General features: G+C 68.8%; 17 protein-coding genes. 9 read left to right on the forward strand and 8 right to left on the reverse strand.

Annotated elements, in window-relative coordinates; all coding sequences use genetic code 11:
* Positions 1–9: 9 nt before the first annotated feature.
* From PO768_RS05745 to PO768_RS05760, 4 genes are all read left to right on the forward strand, one after another.
* On the forward strand, positions 10–3,144 hold the full coding sequence (locus PO768_RS05745) for an efflux RND transporter permease subunit (protein ID WP_272645278.1): 3,135 nt from the start codon (positions 10–12) through the stop codon (positions 3,142–3,144).
* The gene (locus PO768_RS05750) at positions 3,141–4,502 is read left to right on the forward strand and encodes an efflux transporter outer membrane subunit (protein ID WP_272645279.1); all 1,362 of its coding nucleotides are present in this window, start codon (positions 3,141–3,143) and stop codon (positions 4,500–4,502) included. Before PO768_RS05745 ends, PO768_RS05750 begins: the two co-directional genes overlap by 4 nt.
* Before the next feature lie 76 nt (positions 4,503–4,578).
* Positions 4,579–5,061, forward strand: coding sequence for a DUF456 domain-containing protein (locus PO768_RS05755; protein ID WP_269841072.1), 483 nt, complete (start codon positions 4,579–4,581; stop codon positions 5,059–5,061).
* Between the two features lie 46 nt (positions 5,062–5,107).
* A complete protein-coding gene (locus PO768_RS05760; RefSeq protein WP_272645280.1) occupies positions 5,108–5,803 on the forward strand; it encodes a tellurite resistance TerB family protein in 696 nt (231 codons plus the stop codon).
* 6 nt (positions 5,804–5,809) lie between these two features.
* On the opposite strand, the gene PO768_RS05765 is transcribed toward PO768_RS05760, so the two are convergent.
* On the reverse strand, positions 5,810–6,166 hold the full coding sequence (locus tag PO768_RS05765) for a carboxymuconolactone decarboxylase family protein (RefSeq protein ID WP_272645281.1): 357 nt from the start codon (positions 6,164–6,166) through the stop codon (positions 5,810–5,812).
* Between the two features lie 11 nt (positions 6,167–6,177).
* Complete coding sequence (locus tag PO768_RS05770) at positions 6,178–6,393, reverse strand: YgaP family membrane protein (RefSeq protein ID WP_272645282.1); 216 nt, start codon at positions 6,391–6,393, stop codon at positions 6,178–6,180.
* A gap of 144 nt (positions 6,394–6,537) precedes the next feature.
* On the opposite strand from PO768_RS05770, the gene PO768_RS05775 reads away from it, so the two are divergent.
* Positions 6,538–6,969, forward strand: a complete 432-nt coding sequence (locus PO768_RS05775; RefSeq protein WP_272645283.1) for a GNAT family N-acetyltransferase — start codon at positions 6,538–6,540, stop codon at positions 6,967–6,969.
* Here PO768_RS05775 and PO768_RS05780 read toward each other — a convergent pair whose 3' ends face one another.
* The gene (locus PO768_RS05780) at positions 6,970–7,608 is read right to left on the reverse strand and encodes a protocatechuate 3,4-dioxygenase (protein ID WP_272645284.1); all 639 of its coding nucleotides are present in this window, start codon (positions 7,606–7,608) and stop codon (positions 6,970–6,972) included. It abuts the gene before it with no gap.
* 28 nt (positions 7,609–7,636) lie between these two features.
* Positions 7,637–9,196, reverse strand: a complete 1,560-nt coding sequence (locus PO768_RS05785; RefSeq protein WP_272645285.1) for an ABC transporter substrate-binding protein — start codon at positions 9,194–9,196, stop codon at positions 7,637–7,639.
* Between the two features lie 173 nt (positions 9,197–9,369).
* Between PO768_RS05785 and PO768_RS05790 the strand changes: the two genes are divergently transcribed.
* From PO768_RS05790 to PO768_RS05800, 3 genes are all read left to right on the forward strand, one after another.
* Positions 9,370–10,107 (forward strand): GntR family transcriptional regulator, encoded by a 738-nt coding sequence (locus PO768_RS05790; protein WP_272645286.1) that lies wholly within the window; start codon positions 9,370–9,372, stop codon positions 10,105–10,107.
* 81 nt (positions 10,108–10,188) lie between these two features.
* Positions 10,189–11,124, forward strand: coding sequence for a tripartite tricarboxylate transporter substrate binding protein (locus tag PO768_RS05795; RefSeq protein WP_272645294.1), 936 nt, complete (start codon positions 10,189–10,191; stop codon positions 11,122–11,124).
* The gene (locus tag PO768_RS05800; protein ID WP_272645287.1) at positions 11,117–11,926 is read left to right on the forward strand and encodes an amidohydrolase family protein; all 810 of its coding nucleotides are present in this window, start codon (positions 11,117–11,119) and stop codon (positions 11,924–11,926) included. The genes PO768_RS05795 and PO768_RS05800 overlap by 8 nt, the downstream gene beginning before the upstream one ends.
* Here PO768_RS05800 and pbpC read toward each other — a convergent pair.
* The 3 genes from pbpC to PO768_RS05815 form a co-directional block, all read right to left on the reverse strand.
* Positions 11,917–14,025 carry a penicillin-binding protein 1C gene (pbpC, locus tag PO768_RS05805; RefSeq protein ID WP_272645288.1) on the reverse strand — a complete coding sequence of 703 codons (2,109 nt, stop codon included), beginning with the start codon at positions 14,023–14,025 and terminating at the stop codon, positions 11,917–11,919. The genes PO768_RS05800 and pbpC overlap by 10 nt on opposite strands.
* On the reverse strand, positions 14,022–19,886 hold the full coding sequence (locus tag PO768_RS05810; RefSeq protein WP_272645289.1) for an alpha-2-macroglobulin family protein: 5,865 nt from the start codon (positions 19,884–19,886) through the stop codon (positions 14,022–14,024). The genes pbpC and PO768_RS05810 overlap by 4 nt, the downstream gene beginning before the upstream one ends.
* 70 nt (positions 19,887–19,956) lie before the next feature.
* Entirely contained in the window at positions 19,957–21,051 is a 1,095-nt protein-coding gene (locus PO768_RS05815; RefSeq protein WP_442953183.1) for a BMP family ABC transporter substrate-binding protein, read from the reverse strand.
* 135 nt (positions 21,052–21,186) lie between these two features.
* On the opposite strand from PO768_RS05815, the gene PO768_RS05820 reads away from it, so the two are divergent.
* Positions 21,187–22,140, forward strand: a complete 954-nt coding sequence (locus tag PO768_RS05820) for a helix-turn-helix domain-containing protein (RefSeq protein ID WP_272645291.1) — start codon at positions 21,187–21,189, stop codon at positions 22,138–22,140.
* Here the strand turns inward: PO768_RS05820 and PO768_RS05825 are convergent.
* Positions 22,073–23,122, reverse strand: a complete 1,050-nt coding sequence (locus PO768_RS05825; protein WP_272645292.1) for an adenosine deaminase — start codon at positions 23,120–23,122, stop codon at positions 22,073–22,075. The two genes, PO768_RS05820 and PO768_RS05825, sit on opposite strands and share 68 nt — an antisense overlap.
* Positions 23,123–23,263 lie beyond the last annotated feature (141 nt).

Consider the following 23,263-nt stretch of genomic DNA (forward strand, 5'->3'; position numbering starts at 1 on the left):
GGCAGCACCATGGCACGCTTCTTCATCGACCGCCCGATCTTCGCCTGGGTCATCGCCATCGTCATCATGCTGGCGGGCGCCCTGTCCATCCATCTGCTGCCGCTGGAGCAATACCCCGATATCGCGCCGACGCGCATCTCGATCAATGCCAGCTATACCGGCGCCTCGGCCCAGACCATCGAGGACTCGGTGACGCAGATCATCGAGCAGCGCCTCAAAGGGCTGGACCGGCTGGTCGCGATGGAGTCCAGCAGCAGCAGCTCGGGCTCGGCCAGCGTGCGACTGAGCTTCGAGGCCGGCACCGACCCTGATGTGGCCCAGATGCAGGTGCAGAACAAGCTGCAGCAGGCGCTGTCGCAACTGCCGCAGTCGGTGCAAGACCGCGGCGTCTCGGTCACCAAGGCCGGCACCGATCTGCTGATGGTCGTGTCCCTGGTCTCCGAGGACGGACGGCTCAGCGCTACCGATCTGGGCGACTACATCAGCAGCGGCCTGCAGGATGTGATCAGCCGCATCGACGGCGTCGGCGACGTCAGCATCCAGGGCACCGGCTACGCGATGCGCATCTGGCTGGATCCGGCGCGGCTCAACCAGTACGCGCTGATGCCTTCGGACGTGCGGGCCGCGCTGATCGCGCAGAACACCGAGGTCTCGGCCGGCCAGATCGGTGCGCTGCCAGCCCCTCCTGGCCAGCAGCTCAACGCCACCATCACCGCGCGCAGCAAGCTGCAGACGGTGGAGCAGTTCCAGAACGTGGTGCTGAAGGCCGGCAGCGACGGCGCCGTGGTGCGCATCGGCGATGTGGCCCGGGTCGAGCTGGGCAGCGAGAGCTACACGACGCGCGCCCGCCTGGCCGGCAAGACTGCGGCAGGCATGGTGATCTTCCTGGCCACCGGCGCCAATGCGTTGCAGACGGCCGACACGATCCGCGCCAAGCTGGCGGAGCTGCAGCCCTTCTTCCCGGCCGGCGTCAAGGCGGTGGTGAGCTTTGACACCACGCCTTTTGTCGAAGTGTCGATCAAGGGCGTGGTCCAGACCCTGATCGAGGCCATGGTGCTGGTCGTGGCCATCATGTATCTGTTCATGCAGAACCTGCGCGCGACGCTGATCCCGGCGATCGCGGTACCAGTGGTGCTGCTGGGCACCTTCGGCATCCTGGCCGCCTTCGGCTACTCGATCAACACCTTGACGATGTTCGGCCTGGTGCTGGCGATCGGTCTGCTGGTCGATGACGCCATCGTCGTGGTCGAGAACGTCGAGCGGCTGATGAGCGAGCAAGGCCTGAGCCCGCTGGAGGCGACGCGACAGTCGATGGGCGAGATCACCGGGGCGCTGGTCGGCATTGCACTGGTGCTGTCGGCGGTGTTCATCCCGATGGCTTTCTTCGGCGGCTCAACCGGCGTGATCTACCGCCAGTTCTCGATCACCATCGTCTCGGCGATGTTGCTGTCGGTGCTGGTCGCAATGACCCTGACACCGGCGCTGTGCGCCACCCTGCTCAAGCCGGTGGCCAAGGGCGAACACCACCATCCGGGCGGCCTGCTTGGGCCGGTGCTGGGTCGCTTCTTTGACGGTTTCAACCGCTTCTTTGATCGCAATGCCGCTCGCTACGAGCAAGGCGTCGGCGGCCTGCTCAAGCGGGGGCGGCGCAGCCTGCTGGTCTATGCGCTGCTGCTGGGTGCGGCCGCCCTGCTCTATCAGCGCCTGCCCACCTCCTTCCTGCCCGAAGAGGATCAAGGCACCTTGCAGATCCAGGTCCGCACGCCGCCGGGCACGACGGCCGAGCGCCTGCGCGGCTCGATGGACATCATCGAGGCCTACCTGGCCCAGCAAAAAGATGTGATGTTCTACAACCTCGTGACCGGCCAGGGCGGCGACCAGGGCACCGGCCAGGGCTTCATCCGGCTGCACCCCTGGGACGAGCGCGGCGGCCCGGGTCAGAGCGCGGCCGAGCTGGCCCGCCGCATGAGCAATGATCTGCAACGCCAGGTGCGCGATGCCCAGGTCTTTTTGCTGCTGCCACCGGCCGTGCGCGGCCTGGGCGCCAATGCCGGCTTCGAGATCCAGCTGCAGGACCTGGGCGGCCTCGGCCCGGCCGCGCTGGCCGCCGCGCGCGACAAGTTCCTGGAGCTGGCCAATGCCCGCCCCGAGCTCTCGCGGGTACGCAACAACAATCTGGGCGAGACCCCGCAGTTCCATATCCAGATCGATGACCGCCGGGCCGGCGCGCTGGGTGTGCCCACTGCCGCAATCAATGACACGCTGTCCAGCGCGATGGGCGGCAGCTATGTCAACGACTTCATCGACCGCGGCCGGGTCAAGCGCGTCTACATCCAGGGCGATGCGGCTTACCGCATGGAGCCCGAGAGCATCAAGCACTGGTATGTGCGCAACAACGCCGGCGAGATGGTGCCGTTCTCGGCCTTCGCCAGCGCGAGCTGGAAGTCGGGGCCGCGCGAGCTCAAGCGCTTCAACGGCATGTCGGCCTACGAGCTGATCGGCGACGCGGCACCGGGCGTCAGCTCGGGCACCGCGATGGCCATCATCGAGGACATCATACACGAGATGCCCGAGGGCATAGGCTTTGAATGGGCCGGTCGTTCCTACCAGGAGCGGTTGTCGGGCTCGCAGGCCCCGGCCCTCTATGCGATCTCCATCCTGTTCGTGTTCCTGTGCCTGGCGGCGCTGTACGAGAGCTGGTCGGTGCCCTTCTCGGTCATGCTGGTCGTGCCGCTGGGCATTCTGGGCGCGCTGATCGCCAGCACCCTGGGCGGGCAGAGCAACGATGTCTATTTCCAGGTCGGGCTGCTGACCACCGTGGGCTTGTCGGCCAAGAACGCGATCCTGATCGTCGAGTTCGCGAAGACGCTGCAGGAGCAGGGCATGGGCCTGATCGAGGCGACGCTGAAGGCGGCGCGCCAGCGCCTGCGCCCCATTCTGATGACCTCGCTGGCCTTTATGTTCGGCGTGCTGCCGCTGGCCCTGGCCAGCGGCGCGGGCTCGGGCAGCCAGCGCTCGATCGGCTTTGGCGTGCTGGGCGGCATGGCCAGCGCCACCGTGCTGGGTATCTTCTTCGTGCCCATCTTCTACGTGCTGATACGCGGCTTCTTCGCGCGCCGCGCTCGCCAAGGAGTGCAGGCATGAGGGCGCATCTGAGCCTGATGGCGGCAGCCCTGCTGCTGGCCGGCTGCGCCAGCCTGGCGCCCGAGCCGCAGCGGCCCGTGCCGGCGCTGCCCAATTGGCCCGACTTGCCCAGCCTCGGCGCCGGCGAGTCGGCTGCCGCGATCGACTGGCGCGAGTTCATCACCGAGCCGCGGCTGCGCCAGACCATAGACCAAAGCCTCGCCAACAACCGCGATCTGCGCATCGCGGTGCTCAATATCGAACGGGCTCGCGCGCTCTACCGCATCGAGCGCGCCGGCCAGTGGCCGACCGTCAACGCGACGGCCGCCAACACCCGCCAGGGCGAGCCGGCCAGCGGCCAGTACAGCGTGCGCCTGGGCCTGGCCAGCTATGAGCTGGACTTCTTCGGCCGTGTGCGCAATCTGAGCGAGGCCGCGCTGCAGAGCTTCTTCGCGGTCGAGGAGAACCGCCGCAGCAGCCAGATCAGCCTGGTCGCCGAGGTGGCCAACGCCTGGCTGAACCTGGCGGCCGATGCCGAGCGCCTGAAGGTGGCCCGCGAGACCTTGCAAAGCCAGCAGGCCTCGCTGCGCCTGACCGAGCGCGCGCTGGCGCTGGGCGCCGTCTCCGAGCTGGGCCTGGCCCAGGCCCGCGCCACGGTGGAGAGCGCCCGTGTCGAGGTGGCGCGCTACACCAGCCAGCTGGCCCAGGACCGCAACGCGCTGGAGCTGCTGGTCGGTGGCCCGCTGGCGCCCGAGCTGCTGCCGGCCGAGGGCAGCCTGCAGGGGTCGACCAGCCTGCTGCTGGCCCTGCCGGCGGGCCTGCCCTCGGAGGTCTTGCAGCGCCGCCCCGATGTGCGCGCCGCCGAATATCGGCTGCGTGCGGCCGAGGCCGATATCGGCGCGGCCCGCGCCGCCTTCTTCCCCAGCATCTCGCTGACGGCCTCGGCCGGCACGCAGAGCGAGAGCCTGGGCGGCTTGTTCAGCGGCGGCAGCGGGGCCTGGAGCTTTGTGCCGCAGATCAATCTGCCCCTCTTCGACGCCGGCCGGCGCCGCGCGGCGCTGCAGCTCAGCGAGGCCGACCGCGAGCTCGCGGTGGCCGGCTATGAGAAGACCGTGCAGACCGCCTTCCGCGAGGTGGCCGATGCACTGGCCGAGCGCGGCAGCCTGGCCGAGCAGCTCGACGCCCAGCAGGCGCTGACCGCCGCCAACGAGCGCCGCTTCGCGCTGTCGGACACGCTCTACCAGCGCGGCGCCAGCAGCTATCTGGAGGTGCTCGACGCGCAGCGCTCGCTCTATACGGCCCGCCAGGGCCTGGTCTCGGTGCGACTGAGCGAGCAGCTCAACCGCATCGCGCTGTACCGGGCGCTGGGCGGCGGCTGACAAGACCTGGCCCCGGCTTGAAATCCGCCGCCAAGCCCCCAACTGCCGGAATTCAAACACTGCGGAGCAGGCCAGCGTGAGTCCCACCCTGTTGTGGATCTTGAGTGTCGTGTTGATCGTCGTCGGTCTGGCCGGCACCATCTTGCCGGCCCTGCCCGGCACGGCCCTGGTGCTGGCCGGCATCGTGCTGGGTGCCTGGATCGACAACTTCGCCCACGTCGGCTGGCCCAGCCTGACGCTGATCAGCCTGCTGGCCGTGCTGGCCTGGGTGCTGGAGTATGTGGCCGGTCTGATGGGCGCGCGGCGCGCCGGTGCCAGCCGCCAGGCCCTGGTCGGCGCGGCGCTGGGCACCGTCGCGGGCCTGTTCATGGGCCTGATCGGCGTGCTCTTCATGCCCCTGGTTGGCGCCGCCGTCGGCGAGTACCTGGCGCGCCGCGACCAGCAGCGCGCCGTCTCGGTCGGCCTGTCCACCTGGCTGGGCCTGATGGCCGGGCTGCTGGCCAAGGTCGTGCTGGCCTTCATGATGGTGGGCATCTTCATCGTGGCGCTGCTGGTCTGAGCCCAGCCACTTCTTTCTTCTTCTTTCACCTCACCAAGGACGAGCGATGAGCGCACAGTCGACATTGGAACAACTGCTGAAATCCGGTCTGGCGATGCTGGACGGCAAGGCCGGCGGCGGGTTGGGCAATCTGGGCGGCAGCCTTGGCGGCAAGGGTCTGGGCCAGTTCGGCGCCGGCGCGGCGGCCGGTGGGGCCCTGGGCCTGCTGCTGGGCAGCAAGCGCGGCCGCAGCTATGGCGGCAAGGCTTTGAAGTACGGCAGCATCGCAGCGCTGGGCCTGATGGCCTACAAGGCCTACAGCAATTGGCAGGCGCAGCAGAGCCAGCCAGCGGGCCAGCCGGCAACACCGGCCCCGGCGGCGCGTACCGTCGACCGCCTGCCCGCGCCCGAGCAGGAGCAGCACAGCCGCGCGATGCTGAAGGCCATGATCGCCGCAGCCAAGTCCGACGGCCATCTGGACGAGCGCGAGCGCGGCCTGGTCGAGGCCGAGCTGAACCGGCTGGAAGCCGACCCCACGCTGCGCCTGTGGTTCGAGGCCGAGCTGCGCCGCCCGCTGGACCCGGCCGAGGTGGCCCAGGCCGCCGCCACGCCCGAGCTGGCCGCCGAGATGTATCTGGCCAGCCTGCTGGTGGCCGACGAGACCACGTTCATGGAGCGCGCCTATCTGGACGAACTGGCCAAGCAGCTGAAGCTGCCGGCCGGGCTGAAGACCGAGCTGGAGGCACAGGCGCTGGCGGCCTGAGCAGGCCTATCCCTTGGCGCTGAATTCCTCGAAGGCAGTGATCGCGCTGGCCGCATACATCAGCGAGGGGCCACCGCCCATATAGGTGGCCACGCCCAGGGTCTCGTCGAGCTCCTGGCGCGTCGCGCCCAGCTTGACCAGGGCCTGGGTGTGATAGCCAATGCAGGGATCGCAGCGCACCGCCACGCTCAAGGCCAGCGCGATCAGTTCCTTGGTCTTTTTGTCCAGTGTGCCCTCGGCCATGGCCGCACGACCCAGCTCGCCGAAGGCCAGCATCACGCCCGGCGTGCTCTGCCTCAGCCCGGCTAGCTGCGTGGAGACATGCTGGGTCAGATGGCGGTAGCCATTTGCTGCGGTGGACATGATCAAGCTCCTCAGCGCTTGTTGTTACTGCCGCTGCCGCTTTTCAGGGCGCAGGTCGACAGGCCGAACGGCAGATAGGCCGGACAGATCCGAACCAGGCCGGTGGCCAGCGGTAGCAAGCCGATCCAGCCCCAGGGACCGATGGCGCCATAGAGCGTGGCGGCGATCAGCGCCAGCCCAAGAGTGATGCGCAGCACGCGATCGATGCCGCCGACATTGGTGTTCATCCATCTCTCCTTGCGGGGCCACGGGCACGGCGCCCTCCCCTGGTGCTCACTGTGAGGCCGATGCGCGGGGCGCAACTTGATACAGGACAGTAAACCGGCAGGCTTTATGCTGGCGGCCGGCCTGATACCCGAGGAGGAACTGCCGTGTCACTGCAATGGTCGGACAATATCGATGAGCTGAACTGGGACGAACTGGCGGCGCTGTACCGCGCCGCGCCGCTGGGCACGAAGAACGCCGCCGATCTGAAGACGGCGTTCAGCAACAGCCGCTATCGCTGCCTGGTTCGCGAGCAGGGCCGCCTGGTCGGCGCCGGTCGGGTATTGGCCGACGGGGTCGACTGCGCCTATGTCTGCGATGTCGCGCTGCTGCCCAGCCATCAGGGCCTGGGGCTGGGGCGCGAGATCGTGCAGCACCTGGTCCGGCTGTCCCAGGGCCACAAGAAGATCATCCTGTACTCGGTGCCGGGCAAGGAGCCCTTCTACCGCAAGCTGGGCTTTCGGCGCCTGCTGACCGCGATGGCCATCTTCGAGAACGAGGCCCAGGCGATCGAGCGCGGCCATCTGGCCGAGGACTGATCAGCTCAGCGCCACGACCAGCGGGAACTGCGCCCGCAGCTCGCCGCCGTCCGCGCCCTCGAAAGGCCGGGTCAGCGCCATGCGGTCGCGGGCATCGCGCAGGCTGCGCCACAGGAAGTCGCGCTCATTGCCCGGATCGCCCTCGACATAGAGCTGGGTGGTCAGCAAGGTTCGCGCGCCGCGCTTGAGCTTCAGATGGATATGCGGCGTGCGCCCCTCGTAGGCTACCGGGCGCAGCGTGCGGAAGCGGTAGCGGCCCTCGGCATCGGTGGCGACACGGCCGAAGGCCTGGAAGGCCGGATCGGCGCGGCCGCCATCACGCGGATGGCGGTAGTGGCCGTCGGCATCGCACTGCCAGATCTCGACCAGGGCGCCGGCCAGCGGCCGCCCCGAGGTGTCGCGCACCTGGCCTTCGAGCCAGGCCGCCTGGCCGCGCGTGTAGCTGGCGGCCCCCTGGCGCAGCAGATCGAAGTCGGTATCGGCGGGCAGCTCGGTCGGGTAGAACGGCCCCTCGGTCTGGGCCGGGGTCGGGCGCAGCGGTTGGGCGCGCGCCAGGCCGGGCAGCAAGGACAGCGCGGCCGGCAGGGCCAGGCGGCTCAGCGCGCGGCGGCGCGTGTCGCTGACGGGAGCTGATGACATGCGGCCCTCCTCGGCTGGGGATGACGGATCAGTCGATTCTGACCCAGCGCAGCTCCAGCACGCTATTGGGCCATTGCACCGCCTGCACCTGGGGCCGCATCACCCAGCTGTGCTTGATGCGGTAGAGCGGCAGCAGGGGCAGATCGGCGCGCATCAGGTTCAGCGCCTCGCCGACCCGCTGGCGGCGCAGCGCCAGATCGGGCTCGGTGGCAATCGCGTCGATCAAGGCATCGAGCCGGCTGTTGCTGTAGCGGCCGGCATTGAAGGCGCCGGCCGACGGGCCGTGGCTGCGCACCAGCGAGTTCAGCACATTCCAGGCGTCGCCGCCGGGCGTCCAGCCATACTCGATCAGGCTGCCGGTGGCCTGGCTCAGCTTGGGGAAGAACAGGCTGCTGGGCGAGGCGATCAGGTTGGCCTTGATGCCCACCTTCTCCAGCATCGCGGTGATGGCCTGACAGACCGCCTGGCGGTAGGAGACGTTGACGCAGTCCATGCTGGTCGAGAAGCCCTGCGGGTAGCCGGCCTCCTTCAGCAGCGCACGGGCCGCCGCCGGGTCAGCCGCCGGGCGCCGCTCCAGCGCCGGCAGATAGCCATCGACCAGGCTGGAGACGGGGCTGCCGGTGGACACCGCCTGGCCGCGCAAGACCTGGCGCGCGATCAGGTCCATATCGATGGCCAGATAGACGGCACGACGCACCCGCAGGTCCTTGAAGGGATTGCGCCCCTTGATATTGCTGCCGGCCAGTTCCTCGCGGTGCTGGTCGAAGGCGAGGTATTGCGTGCCGATATCGGCGGTCTCCAGCAGCTTCAGCCCCTGGTCCTGGCGCAGCCGGGCCACGTCCTGGAAGGGCGGATCGATGACGAAATCGACCTGGCCCGAGCGCAGCGCGGCCAGCCGCGTGGCGTCCGACTGGATCACCTGGTACTGGGCCTCGTCCAGATTGCCCTGGTGCGCGGCCCGGCCCCACCAGGCCGGGTGGGCGACCAGCGTGGTGCGCACATCGGCCTCGTACTGCTTGAGCATGAAGGGGCCGGTGCCCATCGCATGGCGGACCGCATGGGTCTCCTGCTTGGCGTTGTAGTCCTGCGGCTTCGTCACCTGGTGCTTCTCGCTCCAGGACTTGCTCATTATCGCGATCAGCCAGAGCTTCTCGGGCAGGATGGCATCGGGATCGGACAGCAGCATGTCGACCGTCAGCGCATCGACCTTGCGCGCGCCGAGCACGCCGCGCAGCTGGGCGGCGCGCTGTGACTGCGGCTGCAGCGCGCGCTCAATCGAGAACACCACATCGTCGGCCGTGAAGGCGCTGCCGTCATGAAACTTGACCCCCGGCCGCAGCTTGAAGCGCCAGGTCTTCGCTTCGAGCGGGGCCCAGGACACAGCCAGCGAGGGTTCGAGCCGGAACTGCTGATCGCGGTTGACTAGGCCCTCATAGATCTGCGTCACCACCCGCGAGTGGTACTGCAAAGCCAGCGCATGGGGATCCATGGTCTGCGGATCGAAGGCGCTGGCATAGCGCAGCAGTTTAGGCTGGGCCGAGGACAGCCCCGGCAGCAGCGCCAGGGCGGCCAGGCCTACGGCGGCCATCCATCGCATCGCATTGCATCGCATCCGGCATCCCCTGTTGTTGTTGATGGGGCAGTATGCCCAGCGCCGCGTGGGGCGAGCAATGATCGCTTTCCTGTGGGACTTGCCTCGCACTTGACGGCGCCGACCAAGAGGCGCTACATTGATCTACACCTCTATAGGACTAGATCAAGATGCCGCCCTATATCTCCGCGCCCATCGAGCAGCCACCCGGCCTGAGCCGCTATGGCGCGCTGGCGGCAGCGCTGCGCAGCCGCATCGTGGCGGGCGAATGGCCGCCCGGCAGCGCACTGCCGGCCGAACAGACGCTGGCAGGCCAGCATGGCGTCGCGCTGGGCACGATGCGCCAAGCGCTGGCCCTGCTGGTCGAGCAGGGCTTGATCGAACGCATCCATGGCCGCGGCACTTTTGTGCGCGCCGGCCTGAGCGGCGCGCCGATGCTGCGTTTCTTCCGCTTTGGCGACGGCACCGAGACACCGAAGTCCCGCATCGTCTCGCGCCAGACGCTGGCGGCGCCGGCGGCCGTCGCCCATATGCTGGGCCTCACGGCGGGCGATGCGGTGCTGCGGCTGCGGCGGCTGCGGCTGCTGGACGGGCTGCCGCGGCTGGCCGAGGAGATCTGGCTGCCCTTGCCGCTGTGCACGGCGCTGCAGCACAGCGATACCGCCAGTTGGGGCGACCTGCTCTATCCGCATCTGGCGGAGGCCTGCGGCGTGCATGTGCATCGCGCGGTCGACCAGATCAGCTTCGGCCAGCTCGGCGCCGCCGATGCGAAAGCCCTGCAGCTGCCCACCGCTCACCCCTGCGCCATCGTGCAGCGCCAAGCCTTCGACATCAGCGGGCGCTGCATCGAATGGCGCAGCTCGCGCGGCGATGCCCACGCCTTCCACTACACCGTCTCCATCTCCTGACCCCGACCGAAAGGCCCCGCCGTGAGCAATTCCCTTCTTTCCAAGACCCGCCGCCGGCTGCTCGGTGCTGCCGGCGCATCAATGCTGGCCCCTTGGGCCATCAGGCCCGCTGCGGCGGCCATTGCCGGCGGCAAGCCGGTGACCCTGGTCGTCAGCTACCCGCCCGGCGGCGGCGCTGACATCATCGCGCGCTTGATCGCGCCGAAGCTGGCCGAGGCGCTAGGCCAGCCCGTCGTGGTCGAGAACAAGCCCGGCGCCAGCGGCACGATTGCCGCCAACCAAGTGGCACGCGCAACTCCCGATGGCACGAACTTGCTGATCGATGCCTCGTCCTTCGCGGTCAACCCGGCGCTGTTCCCCAAGCTGCCTTATGACACCGCGACTGCCTTCACCCCGCTGGGTCTGATTGCACAGTTCCCCAATGTGCTGGTCTGCACGCCCAGCTTCGAGGCCAAGAGCGTGGCCGATGTGCTGCGTCTGGCGCGCGCCAAGCCGGGCCATATCGCCTATGCCTCCTCGGGCAATGGCTCCGCCCAGCATCTGGCCGGCGCGCTGTTCGAGGACCTGGCCAAGGTCAAGCTGATCCATGTGCCCTACCGTGGCGGCGGTCCGGCCCTGACCGATGTAATGGGCGGCCAGGTGCCGCTGTTCTTCGCCAATGTGGCGTCCTCGCTCGGCCATATCCAGTCGGGCAAGCTGCGCGCACTGGCGGTCACCGCAAGCGTGCGCTCGCGCAGCCTGCCCGAGGTGCCGACGATGGCCGAAGCTGGCGTCAAGGGACATGAGGTGCTGGACTGGAACCCGGTGCTGGCACCGGCGGGCCTGCCGAGCGAGGTGCGCGCGACCTTGGTCGCGGCGCTGCAGAAAGCCAAGTCCGACCCCGAGGTGCTGGGCCGCATCCGCGCGCTGGGCGGCGATGTCTTCGCCGGCAATGATCAGCAAGCTGCGGCCTTCCTGAAGCAGCAACAAATCCTGTGGGGCCGCGTGATCAAAGAGCGTGGCATCACCCGTGAATAAGAAAAAGCTTGATGGCAGCTGGGACTGCCATGTCCATGTGTTCTCTGCGTCTGCAGCCGCGCTCGCAGGGCACTACCGCCCCGCTACCCGCGGTCTGGCCGAGATAGAGACCCATGCAGCACCGGCCGGTGTCGGCCACCTGGTGCTGGTGCAGCCCAGCGTCTATGGTTGCGACAACACGGTGATGCTGCAGGCGCTGCAGGCCGCATCCGGGAGGCATCGCGGCATCGCCGTCGTCGCGCCGGAGGTCGGCGATGCCGAACTGGACTTGCTGCACGCCGCCGGCGTGCGCGGCATTCGCTTCAACCGGGTCTCGCCGGTGGGGCGCAGTGCCGATGCCGCCGAAGCCTTGCTGAGCCTGGCACCCCGGTTGCGCGAGCGCGGCTGGCATGTACAGTGGTATGTGGACCACGCCGAGCTGCCGCAGCTGGCCCGGCTGCAGGCCGAGACCGGCCTGGTCTTCGTGCTCGACCATCTGGCCGGGCTGATGGCCGACACGCCCGACACCGATCCGGCCTGGCCCGCGCTGGAAGCTCTGGCACGGGGGGGCGCCTGGATCAAGCTCTCGGGCTGGTACCGGCTCAATGCCCGGCAACCCTATGCCGAAATGCAGCCGCTAATCGCGCGGGTGGCCATGCTCTTCGACACCCGCATGGTCTGGGGTTCGGACTGGCCGCATACCAACCTGGACCCGACCGACCCGCTGCCCTATGACGCGACCTGGACTCCGGTGCGGCAGGCGCTGGGTGGCGAGCGCGCCGAGGCCGTTCGCAACGACTATCCGCGGACGCTCTACCGCTGAGCGGTCGCGGCGCTGGCGGTCTTCAGCGTCGCCCCGCGCACCTCGAACTTGATCGCCTGCAAGACCTGACCCCGCGAGCCCAGCAGCTTCAGCTCATGCCGGCCCGGCCAGGGCGCCCAGCTGAGGCGGGCGCCGCGCCCCAGGCGCTTGCCGTCCAGCACCCAGACACCGGACTCGCCCTCGAAGCGGATCTTCTGTGCGGCCGGCGGGATGTCGGGGTCCAGCGCATAGATCGCGCCGTCGCGCGGGTTGGCGATGCCGGCCATCTGCTGGGTGGCCTGCTGGGCGCTGGCGCGCATGCGGGCTTGCTCGGTGCCGCGCACAAACCACTCCGGGCGGGCGGGCTCGCCGCCGGGCTCGAAGGCCACGGTCTGGCGCAGCAGGCCCGGCGGTGCGGCCGGCGGCTTCGAGAGCTGGTCGCGGTGCAGATAAGCCATCAGCGCCTGCCAGACCGGTGCGGCCCCGCTGATACCGCTGACGCCGTGCATCGGTTCGCCGCCGGCATTGCCGACCCAGACGCCCACCGTGTAGCGCTCGCTGAAGCCGACGCACCAGTTGTCGCGCAGATCCTTGCTGGTGCCGGTCTTGACGGCTGCGAAGCCCCGCGTGGCCAGTTCGCTGTCGAGGCCGAAAGTCAGTGCTCTGGCGCTGTTGTCAGCCAGCATGTCGCCGACGATGAAGGCGCTGGCCGCCTCGGCGACGCGGCGCTGAGGGCGGCCGGGCACCGGGGCCCAGCGCCCGCCATTGGCCAGCGCGCGGTAGGCATTGGTCAGGGCCAGCAGGCTTACGTCGGGGCTGCCCAGGGCCAACGAATCGCCGTAGTAACCGCCGCTCTCGGGCAGGGCCAGGCCCCAGCTGTTGAGACGCTCGAACAGGGCGTCGGCGCCCAGCATCGCGCCCAGGCGCACGGCCGGCACGTTCAGGCTGTTGCCCAGGGCGGCGCGGGCGCTGACCCAACCGCGAAAACTGCGGTCGTAGTTCTGCGGCAGATACAAGCCATGGCCGGTGCTGAGCTGGGCCGGCGAATCGTCCAGCAGGCTGGCGGCGGTGATCAGGCGCTTCTCCAGCGCCAGTTGGTAGACAAAGGGCTTCAGGGTCGAGCCGGGCTGGCGCCGGGCCAGCACGAAGTCCAGCTCGGGCGCCGTCGACAGGCTGCCGCCGCTGGAGCCGACCCAGGCCAGCACCGCGCCGCTGGCGTTGTCCAGCACCAGCACCGCGCCGTCCTCGACATTGCGCCCGCCCAGCTCGGCCAGCTGGCGCTTCAGGGTCGCGACGGCCAGACGCTGCAGGCGGCCATCCAGGCTGCTGCGCTGCGCGGCCGGGCCATCGGCGCGCAAGACCTGGCGCGCGTAGTGCGGCGCCAGCTGCTCGCCCAGCGGCATGCCGGCGCGGCGCTGCAGCGCGGCTGTCAGCTGCCCCTCGACACCGGCGCAGCTCAGGCCCTGCTCCTTCAGTACCGCGCAGGCGCGCTGGGCCACGACGGCCGGCTTGGCGTTCGGCGCGCGCAGCAGGGCGGCGGCGATCGCGCCCTCCTGTGCGTCCAGCCCGGCCGGCTGCTTGCCGAACAGGGTTTGCGACAGCGCCGCGATGCCAACCAGCTCGCCGCGAAAGGGCGCGCTGTTCAGATAGGCCTCGAGAATCTGCGCCTTGCTCCAGCGCGCTTCCAGACGCTTCGCACTGATGGCCTGGCCCAGTTTCTGGGTCGCGCTGCGGCCCGCAGCCGGCCGGGCCAGGTCCGCATCCATCAGGCCGGCCAGCTGCATCGTCAGGGTCGAGGCGCCACGTGTGCGCTCGTTCCACAGATTGCCCCAGGCGCTGGCGGCCACCGCGCCCCAGTCGACGCCGCTGTGCTCGTAGAAGCGCCGGTCCTCGCTGAGCAGCAGGGCCTGCAACAGCGCCGGCGACATCTGCGCGAGCGGCACCCAGGGCAGCGCGCGCCGGGTCTTGTCCAGGCGCAGGCTCTGCAGCGGCTCGCCGTGGCGGTCCAGCAAGAGATAGTCCGAGACCTTGTGCGCGCTGCGAAACTCGGCAAAGCCGGGCAGGGCCTGGGCCGCCGAGCCGCAGGCCAGCAACGCTGCGAGCAGCCAGCTCGGTTTCAAGGTCCGACCTCCAGCGTGGCATTGGGCAACTCGCCAAAGCTGTCGGGCGCGTACATGGCCTCGACCCGGGTCGGCGGCAGCTGGAAGCGCCCGGCGTTATTGAGCCTGAGCGTGTACTCGATCACATGCTTGCCGCGCGGCAGAAACTCGTAATAGCCGCGCCAAGCCTCGAAGCCGCGCTCCTCGTAGGCGGTCCAGGCCGTGCCCTCGCGCCGCTCGCCCTGGACCGCGATGCCCGACTGTCCGCCCAGGCCCGAGCCGAGAATCGTCGCACCACCAGGTACCGGGTCGGACAGCACCACCCAGCTCATATCGGCCTGGGCCTCCAGCTCCAGCCGCACCCGCACGACATCACCCCGGCTCCACTGGCCCTTGGTCTTCTGCTCGACGGCCTGCAGCGAGCGGCTGACGCGGTAGCCCGAGTTCAGCGCCGCCTTCAAGGGAATGGCGGCCAGGCTTTGCACCGTCATCCAGGGCTTGCCGCTGCCCTGCTGCTCAACGTTCAGCGTGGCGGCCGGCTCCGCTGGCCAGGGCAGCAGCAGCGCCCCGCCCTCGGCACGCGCCGCCCAGTCCAGGCTCAGGCTCTTGCCGCCCAGGCTGGCCACTGTCTTGCCAGAGGGTTTGCCTGCCTCGAAGCGTGCGGCGAATTTCTCCAGCGCCAGCACACCCCAGAGATTGGCCGTGGTCGTGGACCAGGCACCGCGTTGCTGGCGGCCCAGCGCGCCCTGCAGCAGGCGCGGCAGTTCCTCCTTCCAGCCCGGCTCATTGAGCACGGCCAGGATCAGCCGCGCCGCATTACCGTCCGCGCTGTCCATCAGCCACCAGGCATCGCTCTCCTCGTTGCTGAACTTCAGCGTGCTACCGGCATAGCTGAGGCGGCTGCGCAGCTGCGCCTGGGCCTCGGCCAGGCGCTTGTCACGCTCGGGTGCGGCGCTGAGGCGCTGGTGAATCAGCAGCCAGTCGATCAGCGCGGCGGTCGGCCAGGTCGACACATTGCGTGCGTCGACGGTGGCCAGCATGCGCGCATGGGCCCGGCCGTGGCGCGACAAGGCCTCCAGCGCGGCCAGCCGGCGCAACTCCAGATCCGGCTTGGGCGACCAGGTCTGGCGCGCGATGCGGCCCTCGACGAAGGCCGTCAGCCCGTCCAGCATCGCCGTGCGCGCCGGCTCGGGCAAGGCCTGACCCGCCTCATGACTGGCCGACAGCAGATAGGCCGTCAGCCGGTCGCTGCCGCGCGGCGCCGCGTCAGCACTGGGCGGGAAGTAGCTGGCCAGGCCCTCGGCGTCCAGATAGGTCGGCAGCCGCGCCATCAGCGCCTGCCACTGCTTGTCATCCTGCAGGCCCAGGGCCTTAGAGCCGAGCTGCTCCAGGCAGGTGTAGGGATAGTTCTCGAAGAAGCGGCGCAGGCCCGGCAGGGCGCCGGTCAAGCGTGGCTGCAGAGCGATATTGAGACCGCCCTGCTTGATGCCACTCGCCGGCAAGGCATCGCCCGGCGCAGCCACCGGCAGGCTGAAGCGCCCCTCCAGCTGCGCCAGGCTGGCCTGCAACACCCGCACCGGCACGGCCGGCACCACCGCCTGGGTGAACTTCATGCGGTCGCGGGCCACGCCGCCGCCCTGCTCCATCACCTCGGCCTCCCAGCCCAGGCTGAAAGCACCGGCGGGTACGGTGACCGTCCACTGCAGCTCGCGCGCGGCGCCAGCCGCGACGGTCAGGTCTTGCGGCGGCAAGGCCAGCGGCGTGCGCATGATGGCCTCCGCTCCGCTGTTGGCCGTGCCAGCCAGGCTGGCACGCAGCTTCATCTCCCGACCGGTGGTGTTGCGCACCGTCAGCATGGCCTGGAACTGGTCGCCCTCGCGCACCAGCGGCGGCAGGCCGGACAGGAGCTGCAGGTCCTGCGTGACCCGCACCGTCGCGGCGCCGCTGCCGAATTTCTGCGCGCCGGCATCGGCAATCGCCACCAGGCGGAAGCTGCTCAGTGAGTCGTTCAGCGGCACCTCGATCAGGGCCTCGCCCTTGGCATCGAGCTGGACCCTGGGCTGCCACAGCAGCAAGGTGTCGAACAGCTCGCGCGTGCCACCGCGCCCGCCGCCACCGCCGGCCGCCACGGCCTTGCGGCCATAGTGGCGCCGGCCGATGATCTCGCTTTGCGCACTGGCGGTCTCCACGCCCCAGCTGCGCTGCTGCAGCATCGCGCTCAGCAGATCCCAGCTGCTGTTGGGGCGCAGCGCGAGCAGACCTTCGTCCACAGCGGCAAACGCCAGTTCGGCACCGGCTAGGGGCTTGCCGTCCTGGCTGACCTTGACACGGGCCTGCACGGTCTGGCGCACGCCGTACTGCGGCTTGTCGGTCGTCACTGCTACCTGCAGCTGATGCTCGGCCAGACCCACCTGCAGGCTGGCGACGCCGAGCTTGAAGGCCGGCTTGGACAGATCGACCATGGCCGTGGGCGCCTGATAGTCACGGCTGGCACGCCAGTCGCGCCACCAGTCGCGCGGCGCCTTCCAGCCCCAGCTGAAGAAGGAGTACCAGGGCACATCGCGGATGCGGCCGCGCAGCGCCAGCACCGAGACGTAGACGTTCGGCGCCCAGGCCTTGCTGATCTTGACCTCGACGGTCGGATCGTCGCCGCGCAGCTGCACCACCTGGGTGTCCAGAATGCCCTCGCGCTCGATGGCCACCAGGGCCGTGGCCGCGCGGAAGGGCATGTGCACCGGCAGGCGCGCGGTCTCGCCGGGCGCGTAGGCCCGCGTCTCGGGCAGCACATCGATGCGGTCGTCATTGTCCTGCGCAAACCAGAGCTCGCCCTGGCCGGTGATCCAGACGCCGGTGGCTGCCTGCGCCGAGCGACCGTCCCCATCCTTCGCGGCGGCGATCAGATCGATCTGGCCGGCCGAATCCAGTGTGGCCTCGCATTGCAGCAGGCCCTTGGCATCGCTGGTGCCGCTGCAGACCTCGCCCAGGTCCTTGAGCTCAGTGCGGTTGTCATAGGCATAGAAGCCGCCGACCATGCGCTTGCGGCTGCTGAGGGTCTGCGTCAGGCGCGCGCGCACCGTGATTTTCTGGCCCGCGACGGGCTTGCCGGCCGTGTCGAGCGCGAGCACCTTGAAGGCCACCTTGCCGCGGTTGCTGGCCCAGGAGCTCGCTTTCAGGCCCAGCACCAGCTTGGATGGCCACAGCGGCAGCAGCTGCGCGGCCGTTTGCAGCTCGCCGTTGGGGTCGTTGAAGCTCACTTCGGTCAGCAGCTCACTGGGCTGCTCCAGCTTGGGCAGGGCCTTCAGCACGATGCTGGCGGCGCCCTGGCGGTCGGTCGTGAAGGCCAGCTTGTCGGCCACCAGCTTGGCACCGCGTTGTGCCGAGGCTTCGGCGTCCTCGTCGGCATCGGGCTGCGAGGGGTCGCTAGGCGGCTGGAAGTTGAAGTCCTCATAGCCCGCGAACGCGACGCCGCGCGGCCTCAGCATCGCGCTCACGCGCAGCGGCGTGGCCGCCATGGCGCCGCCCGAGAGATAGTTCAGCTGCGCGCCGATCTGCAGCTCCGCAGGCGCCACCAGCACCCCCTTGGGTGCGGACAGACGCGCCTCGACCAAGGGCACGCGGAACTCCTCGACGCGGAAGTCCCCGGCCGGCCAGCTGCGCCGCTGGCTGCTGTCCGCACCCTCGCGCTCCAGCTCCAGCCGGTAGACGCCGAGCTTGGCGGCGGGCGGGATGTTCCAGTTGGAGGCCGCGCTGCGGCTGCCCTCCCATTGCAGCGGCTGGACGAACTCCTGGCCGCTGCCTTCGTGCGTGATCTTCAGGCGGGTGGGCAGTTGCTCGGGTTTGGCCAGGCTCAGACCCAGCCCGGTCTCGATACGGAAGAAATGCTTCATCGACACGGTTTCGCCGGCACGCAGCAGGCTGCGGTCCAGCACCGTGTGGGCACGGGCATCGGCCGCAGCGCCGCGCGCGGTCGGCACATTGAAGCGCCAGGACTCGATGCCACGGTTCCAGTTGCTGAACACAAAAGCCATGTCCTCGGCCTTGCGGGCCGTGACGAAGAAGCCGTACTCACCCTCGCAGCGCTGCTGCCCGCGCGGCATCTCAAGCGCCTGCGGCACTGTGGCCAGGCCTTGCTCATCGGTCTTGCCCGCCCACAGGCGCTGGCCACGGCAGTCGTTCACCGCCACCTCGGCGCCGGCGACCGGGCGGCCGCGGTCCAGGCTGGTGACCCAGACCAGGCTGTTCTCGCGGCCCCACTTGAAATGCACGCCCAGATTGGTCACCAGCACGCCGGTGCGCACATACATGGGCGCGGCCTTGTCGAGCAAGGCCCGGCCCAGGCGCGGCGAGCTCAGCTCCACCAGGTGGTAGCCGGCCGTGCGGATCGGCAGCGCGATCACCTCGAAAGGGCGCTCGCCCTGCGCCAGCACCGGCAGGTCCAGACGCTGGGCGCTGGCATCCTTGTCCAGCATCGCGACCTCGCGGGTGGCGACATAGCGATCGACCTTGCGGCTGATGGTCTGGCCCCGGCTATTGGTCTCGCTGTGCGTCTCGGTCCATTGCGAGGACGGCAGGCCCAGCTCGCGCGCAGGCAGTTGGTTCTCATGCCAGCGCTTGACGCGCAAATAGGCGGCCAGCACCTCGGCGTCGCTGGTGAGGCGCTTGATGCGGACCTGGCCGGCCGTTGCGCGAGCCGTTGTGCCGGCCGCCTGCCCCGGGGCCAGGTCTTGCTGCACATGGCGCATCGTGATCGGCAGCAGGGCCGGCCCCTCGGCCTCGCGTTCGATCACGCCAAAGGGCGCGGCCGCGAACTTGGCGATCGGCGGCGCGCCACCGGTGGCGACCTTGAGCGGAAAGCTGGCCGCATTGCTGAGGCTGCGGCCGTTGGCGTCTTTCAGTCCGGCGGGCAACTCCAATGTGAAGCTGGCATTCTCTGCCAGCGGGGTCGGGAAACGGACCTCGCTGGTCTCGGGCGATTTGTCGTCCTTGTCGGGCTGCGGCGCAATGGCCGCACCGCTGGCGGGCTTGAGCCGGGCCTGCATCGCCAGCGCGCGCGGCACCGGCTCGGAGAAGCGCAGCGACAGCGGCCGAATCGGCAGGCAGGGCGCACCGGCACGCTCGCGCTCGCAGCTGAACTCGGCCGTCAGCGGCTCGCGCACGCGGTAGTCGAAGCGTTGCTCGGCACGGGTCAGCAGCTGCGGGTTCAGCGCCGAGGCAATACCTGGCCCCCAGACCAGTTGCACCTTGGCGCCGGGCGGCAGCGGTCGCTGGCAGGCCAGCAGCAGCCAGCGCTCCGCTGCCTTGGCCGCAATGCGCCGGGCCTTGAGCAGGGCCTCGCGCGGCGCGCCGCCAACCACCTTGACCGGCAGGCGCTCGCCGATGCCCTCGGCCTCGCACCAGGCCTGGCGATTCACGCTGGCCTCGGTGACCGGGCCGGTGAGTTGCAGCAGAAAGTGCTGCTCTTCCTCGATCTGGCTGCCGCTCCAGGGCTCGGTCTGCACGATACTGGGCGCGCCGGTGTTGAAGCCGAACTCGCGCGGGCCGCTCAGCTCGCCGCTGAGCGTTTTGAACTCGGCGCGCAGCTGGATCTTGCAGCGCGCGCCTGCCGGCAGCGGTTCGTTCAGGTCGAACAACCACTCGCTGGCGCTGGACCAGCGGCCGTTGCCGGGCAAGGCGGCCAGGCCTTCGCAGACCAGCCGTGCCGGGTCCGGCAAACGCGGATCGCCCTGCTGGACCACGGCCTCCGAGAACTTCAGCCGCAGCTGACGGGCCTGGGCCACCTCACCCTGCGGACTGACCGCCGTGACGCTGGCGGCCTCGGCCGCCATCGATACAAACGCCAACAGGCCCAGCGCCAGCCACGGCTTCAACACAATGCGATTCATCTGCCCTCCCAGGCCATGCAATTCAAGCAATTGCACGGGAGTCTAGGACAGGCGATGTCGCCAAGGCGTGCTATTTGCTGAGCTTGCCCTGCACGCCGTCGACAAACCAGTTCATGGTCGCGATGGCTGGGTCGCTCATCGCCCCGCTGGCCTGGCGGACCTGGCCTTCGTTGTCGACCAGCCTGCCCGAGAATGGCTGAAAGCGGCCTTGCACGATGTCGTGGCGGCGCTGCTCCAGCAGCGCCCGCGTGCGCTTGTCGACCGAGGGATGGACGGCTGTGAGTTGCACCATGCCGTCCTTGAGGCCGCCCCAGACCGGTTGCGGCTGCCAGCGGCCGGCCCCGACCGCCTGGGTGACCCGGGTGTAGTAGCCCCCCCAATGATGGGTCACGGCCGCCAGCTGCGCGGTCGGTGCGAAGCGGCGCATATCGCTGGTGTAGGCGATCAGCTTGACGCCCTTCTCCTCGGCCGCCTGGGGCACGGCGGGCGAACCGCTGTGGTTGGTCAGCACATCGGCGCCCTGGTTGATCAGCGTCAGCGCGGCCTCGCGTTCACGCGGTGGGTCGTACCAGGCGTTCAACCAGATCACCACGACCCGCGCTTTCGGATTGACGGCCCGCATGCCCAGGGTGAAGGCATTGATGCCCTGCACGACCTCGGGCAAGGGAAAGCCAGCCACATAGCCCGCCACACCGCTGCGGCTGCTCTTGCCCGCCAGCAGGCCGGCGAGATAGCGGCCTTCATAAAACCGCGCGTTGTAGGTGTTGAGATTGGCGGCCGTCTTGTAGCCGCCCGCATGCTCGATCTTCAGCGCCGGGAAGTCCGCCGCCACACGCAGCGCCGGCTCCAGATAGCCGAAGCTGGTCGCGAAAATCAGCGTATGGCCCTGGTTGGCGAGATCGCGCATCACGCGCTCGGCGTCGGCGCCCTCGGCCACGCCTTCGACGGCCGTGGTCTTGATTCCCAAGTCCTTCTCGAGCGCGCGGCGTCCCTGCTCATGCTGATAGGTCCAACCAGCATCGCCGATGGGGCTGACGTAGACAAAGCCTACTTTTGGCGCATCGGCCGCCGCGCCGGGCACAGCCAGCAGCGGGACAAGCGCGAACAAAGTACAGGGCAAGGCTGTGGCTAGCCTGCGTATTTTAGAAGTGACGCTCTTCATCATGGCTCCAGTGGTGAGTGGCCAGGGCAAGGCCTGACCGGCCACCATTGTCGTCGCTGGGGCGGACAAAACCGAGGCGCGGGGCCGCATACTTGCGGCCAGCAAGCACCGGCCACAGCAGCACAGGATTGACTCGACGTGGAATCGCCCCTGCCCACCTATGCCCGTCACGGCGAGCAAGACCTGACCCTCGATGTGGACTGGCTTCATTGCGAGTCGATCGCCGAGCGCAGCCGGCTGCACGACTGGGAGATCCGGCCGCATCGGCATGAATCACTGTTCCAGCTGTTCTGGATAGAGCAAGGCGGCTGCGAGCTGAGTCTGGACGGTGTGGAGCGCAGCACCCAGGGGCCCTGCATCTTCATTCTGCCGCCCCGTACCGTGCACGGATTCCGCTTCGAGCCAACTGTGCAGGGCCTGGTGATCACGGTGCTGGACCAGCACACCAACAAGCTGCTGAGCGCGGAACCGCGCTTGGAGAAGCTGCTGCGCAGGGCCGATGTTCTGAGCCTGACGGCCGCAGCGGCTGCCCCACTGGCCCGCGCAGCGAGACATCTGCGCGAAGAGTTCCTGGGCACGGCGGCCTGGCGTTCGCTGGGCATCGACCTGGCCTTGATGCAGTTGCTGCTGCAGTGCGGACGCCTGCTCGCGCTGCACCAGCTGCCCGATTCGCGCCGACCCGCCGGGCGTGCGCTGGAGCATGTGCAGCGCTTTCGCGCCCTGATCGAGCAGCAGTTCCGGCAGCAGCCCGCGCTCGGCAGCTGCGCGGCCCTGCTGGGCATCAGTGCCACGCAGCTCAACAGAGTCTGCCAGCAGGTGCTGGCTTGTTCGGCCTCAAGCCTGATGCAGGGCCGCGTGCTGCTGGAGGCGCAGCGCGAACTGGCCTACACCACCATGAGCGTCAAGCAGATCGCTCACGGCCTGGGTTTTGCCGATGCGGCCTACTTCACCCGCTTCTATCAGCGGCAGACCGGTGTGTCGCCCACCGAATGGCGGCAGCGGGCCACGCACAGGCCGACGCAGCTCAAGACGCCAAACCGAACGCGCGATCGAGCTCGCCCATCCAGCGCCGCCGCAGCGCCTCGTCGATAAAGCTCGCTTCGAAACTGTTGCGGATCAGCTGATAAGCATGATGGACACCCAGCTGCGGCAGGGCCTCAAAGGTCTGCAGCAGGTTGTCATTCAGATACCCGCCGAAATAGGCCGGATCATCGGAGTTGATGGTCACGCACAGGCCAGCGTCGAGCAAGGCCGGCAGATTGTGATCGGCCAGGCTGTCGAACACTCGCAGCTTCACATTGGACAAGGGGCAGACCGTCAAGGGCACGCGCTCATGGGCCAGATAGCTCATCAGCTCTGCATCCTCGGCGGCGCGCACGCCATGGTCCAGACGCTCCGCGTCCAGATCCCGCAAAGCGCTCCAGATATAGGATGGCGGTCCCTCTTCACCGGCGTGAGCGACGCGACGCAGCCCTAACTCGCCGGCTTGCTGAAACACGCGAATGAACTTGTCCGGTGGGTTGTCACGTTCGCTGCTGTCCAGCCCGACACCGCTGATCAGCTCACGGTAGGGCAGCGCCTGGCGCAGGGTCGCGAGCGCATCGGCTTCGCTGAGGTGGCGCAGGAAGCAGAGTATCCATTGCACATTGATCCCGAGTTCCTGACCTGCTTTCACGCCGGCACGATGCAGCCCTTGCATCAAGTCCTGCATGCTGACGCCGCGCGATGTATGGGTCTGAGGATCGAAGAACAGCTCGGCGTGAACAATGTTGTCGGCCGCAGCTCGCTCCAAATAGGCCCAGGCCATGTCGAAGAAGTCGGCCTCGGTCAGCAGCACCGCAGCGCCAGCGTAGTAGATGTCGAGAAAGCTCTGCAGGTCCTCGAACCGGTAGGCGGCCCGCAAGGCCTCGACATTGGCATGGCGCAGGGCGATGCCATTGCGCTGCGCCAGCTTGAACATCAAATCGGGCTCCAGCGAGCCCTCGATATGCATATGCAGCTCGGCTTTGGGCGCACGCCGCAGCACATCGAGCAAGTCCGCGCGTGAGAAGGCCGGGAAATCCAATGCGCTCATGATTCGCACCTCTCGGACTTGGTTGACGTCAACATTGCGAATATAGCGCGCCGACGAGCCCCCAAAGCAAAAAACCCCGCCTCTTGCGAGGCGGGGGTTTCTGGGGATATTAGCCTGACGATGACCTACTTTCACACGGGA

Source organism: Paucibacter sp. XJ19-41, from assembly GCF_028462495.1.
In the GTDB taxonomy this organism is placed as follows: Bacteria; Pseudomonadota; Gammaproteobacteria; order Burkholderiales; family Burkholderiaceae_C; genus Roseateles_E.

Bases quoted from the DNA above. Each gene is read 5' to 3' on its own strand.
- PO768_RS05745 (WP_272645278.1), top strand. From the start codon at position 10: ATGGCACGCTTCTTCATCGACCGCCCGATCTTCGCCTGGGTCATCGCC.
- PO768_RS05750 (WP_272645279.1), top strand. From the start codon at position 3,141: ATGAGGGCGCATCTGAGCCTGATGGCGGCAGCCCTGCTGCTGGCCGGC.
- PO768_RS05760 (WP_272645280.1), top strand. From the start codon at position 5,108: ATGAGCGCACAGTCGACATTGGAACAACTGCTGAAATCCGGTCTGGCG.
- PO768_RS05765 (WP_272645281.1), bottom strand. From the start codon at position 6,166: ATGTCCACCGCAGCAAATGGCTACCGCCATCTGACCCAGCATGTCTCC.
- PO768_RS05770 (WP_272645282.1), bottom strand. From the start codon at position 6,393: ATGAACACCAATGTCGGCGGCATCGATCGCGTGCTGCGCATCACTCTT.
- PO768_RS05780 (WP_272645284.1), bottom strand. From the start codon at position 7,608: ATGTCATCAGCTCCCGTCAGCGACACGCGCCGCCGCGCGCTGAGCCGC.
- PO768_RS05785 (WP_272645285.1), bottom strand. From the start codon at position 9,196: ATGGCCGCCGTAGGCCTGGCCGCCCTGGCGCTGCTGCCGGGGCTGTCC.
- PO768_RS05790 (WP_272645286.1), top strand. From the start codon at position 9,370: ATGCCGCCCTATATCTCCGCGCCCATCGAGCAGCCACCCGGCCTGAGC.
- PO768_RS05795 (WP_272645294.1), top strand. From the start codon at position 10,189: ATGCTGGCCCCTTGGGCCATCAGGCCCGCTGCGGCGGCCATTGCCGGC.
- PO768_RS05810 (WP_272645289.1), bottom strand. From the start codon at position 19,886: ATGAATCGCATTGTGTTGAAGCCGTGGCTGGCGCTGGGCCTGTTGGCG.
- PO768_RS05815 (WP_442953183.1), bottom strand. From the start codon at position 21,051: ATGATGAAGAGCGTCACTTCTAAAATACGCAGGCTAGCCACAGCCTTG.
- PO768_RS05825 (WP_272645292.1), bottom strand. From the start codon at position 23,122: ATGAGCGCATTGGATTTCCCGGCCTTCTCACGCGCGGACTTGCTCGAT.